The 5,993-nt window shown below is 70.2% G+C and carries 6 protein-coding genes; 1 reads left to right on the forward strand and 5 read right to left on the reverse strand.

The window, feature by feature from the left end; all coding sequences use genetic code 11:
• Positions 1–1,738: glycoside hydrolase family 44 protein (locus VF330_RS27005; RefSeq protein ID WP_330854483.1), on the forward strand; the 1,738-nt coding region annotated here is incomplete at its 5' end.
• Between the two features lie 4 nt (positions 1,739–1,742).
• Here VF330_RS27005 and VF330_RS27010 read toward each other — a convergent pair.
• The 5 genes from VF330_RS27010 to VF330_RS27030 all read right to left on the reverse strand — a co-directional run.
• A complete protein-coding gene (locus tag VF330_RS27010) occupies positions 1,743–2,576 on the reverse strand; it encodes an alpha/beta hydrolase (RefSeq protein WP_330854484.1) in 834 nt (277 codons plus the stop codon).
• A 170-nt stretch (positions 2,577–2,746) separates the two neighbouring features.
• On the reverse strand, positions 2,747–3,391 hold the full coding sequence (locus VF330_RS27015) for a dihydrofolate reductase family protein (protein WP_330854485.1): 645 nt from the start codon (positions 3,389–3,391) through the stop codon (positions 2,747–2,749).
• 115 nt (positions 3,392–3,506) lie between these two features.
• Positions 3,507–4,016, reverse strand: a complete 510-nt coding sequence (locus VF330_RS27020) for a hypothetical protein (RefSeq protein ID WP_330854486.1) — start codon at positions 4,014–4,016, stop codon at positions 3,507–3,509.
• Between the two features lie 110 nt (positions 4,017–4,126).
• On the reverse strand, positions 4,127–4,798 hold the full coding sequence (locus tag VF330_RS27025) for an AIM24 family protein (RefSeq protein WP_330854487.1): 672 nt from the start codon (positions 4,796–4,798) through the stop codon (positions 4,127–4,129).
• Positions 4,799–4,817: 19 nt separating this feature from the next.
• Positions 4,818–5,993, reverse strand: a 1,176-nt coding sequence (locus tag VF330_RS27030; RefSeq protein ID WP_330854488.1) for a DUF2867 domain-containing protein, incomplete at its 5' end; no start/stop codon positions are given.

The following is a 5,993-nucleotide window of genomic DNA, read 5'->3' on the forward strand; positions in this document are numbered from 1 at the left end:
GTTCAACGCCGAAATCGGCCAGACGGTGGCGCGCTGGGGCGGTAACGCGACCAGCCGGTACAACTTCAAGAACCACACCTACAACACCGGCAGCGACTGGTACTTCGAGAACATCGTCGCCGACGAGGCGCACACCGTCGAGACGATGGTCGGGTCCAACCTGGACCGCGGCATCAAGCCGGTCGTCGCCGTGCCGATGGTCGGCTGGGTGGCCAAGGACTCGCCCTCGTCCCACCCGTTCGCCTGCGGGTTCCCCGCGACCCGGTTCCCGCGGCAGGACGGGTTCGACGAGTGGGACGCCAACTGCGGCAACGGCAAGCTCGACGGCGCGAACCTCGCGGGCGTGCCCACCGACACCTCCGTCCCGGCGGACGCGGCGTTCGCGGGGGAGATGGTGGCGCACCTCGCGGGCCGGTTCGGCACGGCGGCGCAGGGTGGCGTGCCGATCTACGAGCTCGACAACGAACCGGTGCTGTGGGCCAGCACGCACCGCGACGTGCACCCGGACCCGGTGTCCTACGACGAGCTGGGCGGCAAGGGCACGGCGACCGCCGCGGCGATCAAGGCCGCGGACCCGAGCGCCGCGGTGCTCGGACCGTCCGGCTGGGGCTACTGCGAATGGGTCGCGTCCGGAGTGGACGGGTGCGGGCCCGGCGCCGACTCGGCCGCGCACGGCGGGCTCAACCTGTCGCAGTGGTACCTGAAGAACATGAAGGACTACAGCGACGCGCACGGCGGTACGCGCTACCTGGACTACTTCGACCAGCACTTCTACCCGCAGATCAGTGGCGGCAAGGACCCCGGGAGCAACGCGCTGCGGCTGCGGTCGGTCCGGTCGCTGTGGGACCCGACGTACGTCGAGGAGTCGTGGATCGGTCCCGGCGGGGTCAACGCGCCGCCGCTGCAGTTCATCCGCACGATGAAGTCCTGGATCAACCAGTACTACCCCGGCACCAAGACCGCGATCACCGAGTACAACTGGGGCGCGCTCGACGACATCAACGGCGCCCTGACGCAGGCCGACGTCCTCGGCGTGTTCGGACGCGAAGGACTCGACCTCGCCACGATGTGGGGCGAGCCCAAGCCGACCGATCCGGGCGCCTACGCGTTCCGGATGTACCGCAACTACGACGGCGCCGGCAGCCGGTTCGGTGACGTCAGCGTGTCGGCGAACTCGGCCGACCAGGGACGGCTGGCCGTCTACGCCGCCGAGCGCTCGTCCGACAAGGCGCTGACCGTCATGGTCGTCAACAAGACCGCCGACGACCTGTCCTCGCCGTTGTCGGTGGCCGGCTTCGACAGCACCGGTGCGGCACAACGGTTCACCTACGGCGCGGCCAACCTCGGTGGCATCGTGCGCGGCGCCGACGTCCCGGTGGACAACGGCGCCGCCGACACGACGTACCCGGCGAACTCCATCACGCTGCTGGTCCTGCCGCGGGCCGGGTGCACGGCGAGCCTGCAGGTCAACGGCGACTGGGGGAGCGGGCACGTCGCGACGGTGACGGTCACCAACAACCGCGCGGCGGCGCTGACCGGGTGGCGGGTCAGCTGGACGTGGCCTGCCGGTCAGCGCGTCACGAACTCCTGGAACGCCACCCTGAGCCAGAACGCCACCGGCGTGGTCGCCGTCGACGCCGGGTGGAACGGCGCGGTCGGCACCGGCGGCCGCACGACGTTCGGCTACCAGGCCACCGGTGCCGCGGCACCGGCGAACCTGACCTGCACACCCACGTGACCGCTCAACGCCGGACGACGTCCGGCCGCGGGACCCGCCTGCCGGCGTGGAAGGCGGCGATCCACTTCCAGGTCGCGACCGGGTTGGAGTACAGCGGAAGGTGCCCGCTGTAGGGGATCTCCGCGAGCTCGACCCCGCCGGCGTCCAGCACGGGCAGGTAGGACAGTGACGCGCACTCCTCGCCGTACAGGTACATCGTCGGAACGGGGAGTGCGAGGAACTTGTTCAGCAGGTCGCCGTGGTCGGCCAGTTCGACCACGGACCGGAAGATGTTGTGCACCGCCTCCCGGCGGATCTTGTGCGGCAGGTTCGCGACGTAGAGGCCGTTCGAGTACCCCACCGCGTTGCGCAGGACCTCGGTGAACCGCGTGAAGACGTCGCCGGGTTCCCGGTGCGACAACAGCTGCCGCGTCAGCGCGCAGTCCTCGGGCGTGAGCGGGCCCTTGATGTTGATGAAGCTGAGCACGCGGTCCGGCTGCTGGTGCGCGAGCAGGAGTGCCGTGAGGGCACCGAGGGACTGGCCGACCAGGTGGTACCTGCCGACGCCCATCTTCTCGAGCACCGCGCGCGTCGTGTCCACGAGGAACGGCACGTCGATCGCGGAGAGGTCGGCGCACTCCGTCGCGCCGCACCCCGGGAAGTCGTACGTGAGGAACGCGCGTCCGGTGAAGTCGTGGCGCTGCGCGATGTCCGTGTAATCCTCTTTGCTCGTGCCGAACCCGTGCAGGAACACGATCGGCTCGCCCGCGCCGTGGCGGTGCGCCGCGGCGACGGTGAGGTTCACCCCCCGCACTCTCAGCCGGAGTTGCTCGTGCAGGACGTTGTTCCCCGATGTCATGGCGAATCCCCGAACTCGTCGCGATGGCGGCTGCGGAACGGCTCGTCAGCTTGCCAGCTGTTGTGAGCGTTCACAAGTAGTTGAACCCGCGACTTTCCCGGTCTGACATCGTTGTCCCGCCTCGGGATTCACCCCTCGCGGGGGCGCCGCTCGCGCCCCCGCGCCGGTGATCACCTGCGCCAGAACAGGTGGTGCGTCACCCCGCTGGAGCTCGGCACGACGTCGACGTGGAACCGGTCGAGCAGCTCGTCGGGCGACTTCCACAACGCCACGCCGTGCCCGAGGTCGACCGGCGCCACCGCGACGTGCAGGGTGTCGATGAGGTCCGCGTCGAGGAACGCCCGGACGGTCGTGGCGCCGCCACCGATCCGCACGTCCTTGCCCTGCGCGGCCTCCTTCGCGAGCCGTAGCACGTCGGCCGGCTCGCCGCTGACGAAGTGGAAGGTCGTGTCGGACAACGTGAACGACGGCCGCTCGTGGTGCGTGAGGACGAACACCGGCGTGTGGAACGGCGGCTCGTCGCCCCACCACCCCTGCCACTCGTGGTCCTCCCACGGCCCGCGGTGCGGGCTGAACTTGTGGGCGCCCATGATCTCCGCGCCGATGTTGTGGGCGAAGTCGCGGGTCAGGTAGTCGTCGAGCCCGCGGCTGCCACCGGGTTCGGTGCGGTTGGGCCAGCTCGCCGTGGCACCCGCCCACGCGAACATCGTGCCGGGATCGGCGTGGCCGAACGGCCGGTCGAGCGTCTGGTCCTCACCGGCGCCGAACCCGTCGCGCGACACGACGAAGTTCTGGACCTTCACCAGCTGGGTCATGGTGGTTCCTTCCGATCGGGTTCGAGGGGTGGACCTCGGTGGCCGCGTGAACTCATCGGTCCCGGCGGAAGATCATGCCCCGGCGGTGCGGCGGGCGCCCGGGGTGGCCCGGAAGTCAGTAGAAGCCCGGCAGGGTCCTGGTCACGACTTCGTTGAAGGCGGCGAGAAGTGGTTCGAGGGGTTGGCTGGCGTGTCGTGCTTTCTCCTGGCTGTCCGCCCAGACGGAGTCGCCGGCCCGAGTCCTCAGTTCGCCGGCCAGACCGCGGAGCTCGTCGTCGAACACGCGGGCCCGCGCGGTCTCCAGGTCCAGCAGCGCCTGCGACCACCCCTCGGCGGTGGGGGTGGCCCATTCGCGGGCCGGCCAATGGCCGGTCTCGCGCTCGACGGCGATGAGGCGGTCGAGTTCGGCGTAAGCAGATCCGATCATGTGGGTGACGGCCGACTGCAACGCGAGAATGCTGTCGCGCTGGAAGACGTTGCGGGCGGTCACGCGTTCCTGGTCGTGCAGCCGGTCGCGCAAGGCGAGCTCACGCCGCTCGGTCACGCGTTCCTTGTAGATCGCGGCCACCAGGGTGGCGAGCGATCCGAGCAGTACCCCGACGAAGCCGAAGATCGCTGTGGTCATGTCGGTGCTGTCGCCGGCCCCGCGCGAGTGTTAGTCCGATGCCACGCCGACTGGCATGCGGGCTCCGGTTGCGCAGCCAGACGTGCACGGCCGCGCAACCGGCACGAACGCTACTGCGCCGTCGGCACCGGGTGGCCCTCGGAGGCCTGCACCACGACGATGCCCTGCCCCTGCAACGCCAGCTGGTAGGCCTCACCCGAGCCGCGCCCGATCACGGCCCCGAGCTTGGCGGTCTTGCGGATGGACGACTGCAGCGAGGTCGACCACAGCACGGCGGACTGCATGTCCACGTACGTCGGCACGTCCACGTTCAGCACGACGGGGGTGCCGTAGGCGGTGACGGCCAGCGCGCCCGTGCCGGTGAACGTGGTGTTGAACAGGCCGCCGCTCAGCATCGACGCGCCCTCGGTGCGGTTGATGTCCCACTTCAGCGTGCTGTCGAAGGCGAGGACGTTCTTGCCGTTGACGGTGACGCTCTCGTTCTCCAGGTACAGGACGAAGATCTCGTCGGCGTCCTGGGCCAGGAACACGTCGCCGCTGCCCGACACCTTCATCAGCGACATGCCCTCGCCGGTGAAGGCCTTCTTGAACAGCTTGCCGAGGCCGCCGGCGCCCTCGTAGGCGAAGTCGACGTCGCCCTGGTAGGCGACCATCGAACCCTGCTTGGCGAAGAAGAAGCCGCCGCTGCCGGTGAGGTCCACCTTGAGCATGCGTTCGTTCTGGAGCTGGAAGCTGCCGGGCTCGACGGACCGCTCTTCGTGGTTGAACAGTGAGCTGCGCATGCGCAGATCATGCAGGTGATCATGGACGAGCGCATGCTTTTCGGACAACTCCGCGCGCCATCGTGGCGAACACGATGTCGTGCAACGGTTTCTGCGCCACCCAGTACAGCTGGCCGAGCAGGCCGTCGGCGGTGAACGTGATCTTCTGGCGGTAGCGGGTGCGGCCGTCCTCGCGGTCGACGCTCATGTCGAGCAGCGTGTGGCCGGGCATCTTCATGTCCGCGCGCAGCACCAGCTGCCGCGCCTCGTCGTCGCGGTGCACGACGGTCCAGAAGTCGACGACGTCGCCCTCGCCCACCTCGGGGGCGCGGCCGCGGTACAGGCCGATGCCGCCGAAGAGGTGGTCGATCGCGCCGCGGACCGTCCACACGAGAGGGATGGTGTGCCAGCCGTCCTTGCCGCCCAACGTGGTCACCGCCCGCCACACTTCCTCCGGCGTGGCGTCGGTCAGGACGGTGCGCTCCTCGGTGAACACCTCGCCGTCGGCGGTCCCGGAGTGCGGGGTGATCGCGGCGCGGATGGCGTTGTCGACGCTCGTCAGGCCGCCGGGCGGGGCGGGCAGGACGTCGGTCGCCAGTGGACCGTCCACGACGAGGTCGTGGTTCAGCGACTCGAACAGCGGTTCCGCGACGGCCGCGGGCACCGGGGTCACCAGTCCGGCGACCTGGGCGGCCAGCTTGTGCGACCACACCGGCGCGGGCACCGGCATCCGGACCGGGAGCCGCAGCACGCGGGCGCAGCGCTGCACCAGCTCCAGGTAGCTGAGCTGCTCGGGGCCGAGGACGTCGAACACGCCGTCGACCGGCTCCGGCAGGCCGGCGGCGGCGACCAGGAAGTGGATGACGTCGGTGACCGCGACGGGTCTGCTGGTGTTGTGGATCCACGACGGCACCGGCACCCACGGCGTGAGGCGCGCGGTCGACCGCAGCAGCTCGAAGCTCGCCGACCCGGCGCCGATGACCATCGACGCCTGCAACACCAGTGCGGGCACCCGTCCGGCGGCGACGACGTCGCCGACCTCTGCCCGGGAGGCGAGGTGCGCCGACAGGTCGGGGGAGTCGGGGCGCGGGCCGCCGACGTAGACGATCTGCCGGACCCCGGCCTCGGGCGCGGCGGAGGCCAGCACGGTGGCGGCCTCGCGGTCGACGTCGGCGAAGTCCGGCCGGTCCAGCGAGTGCACGAGGAAGTAGACGAC

Origin of the sequence: Lentzea sp. (assembly GCF_036380075.1) — a bacterium.
Classification (GTDB): Bacteria; Actinomycetota; Actinomycetes; order Mycobacteriales; family Pseudonocardiaceae; genus Lentzea.

Bases quoted from the DNA above. Each gene is read 5' to 3' on its own strand.
- VF330_RS27010 (WP_330854484.1), bottom strand. From the start codon at position 2,576: ATGACATCGGGGAACAACGTCCTGCACGAGCAACTCCGGCTGAGAGTG.
- VF330_RS27015 (WP_330854485.1), bottom strand. From the start codon at position 3,391: ATGACCCAGCTGGTGAAGGTCCAGAACTTCGTCGTGTCGCGCGACGGG.
- VF330_RS27020 (WP_330854486.1), bottom strand. From the start codon at position 4,016: ATGACCACAGCGATCTTCGGCTTCGTCGGGGTACTGCTCGGATCGCTC.
- VF330_RS27025 (WP_330854487.1), bottom strand. From the start codon at position 4,798: ATGCGCAGCTCACTGTTCAACCACGAAGAGCGGTCCGTCGAGCCCGGC.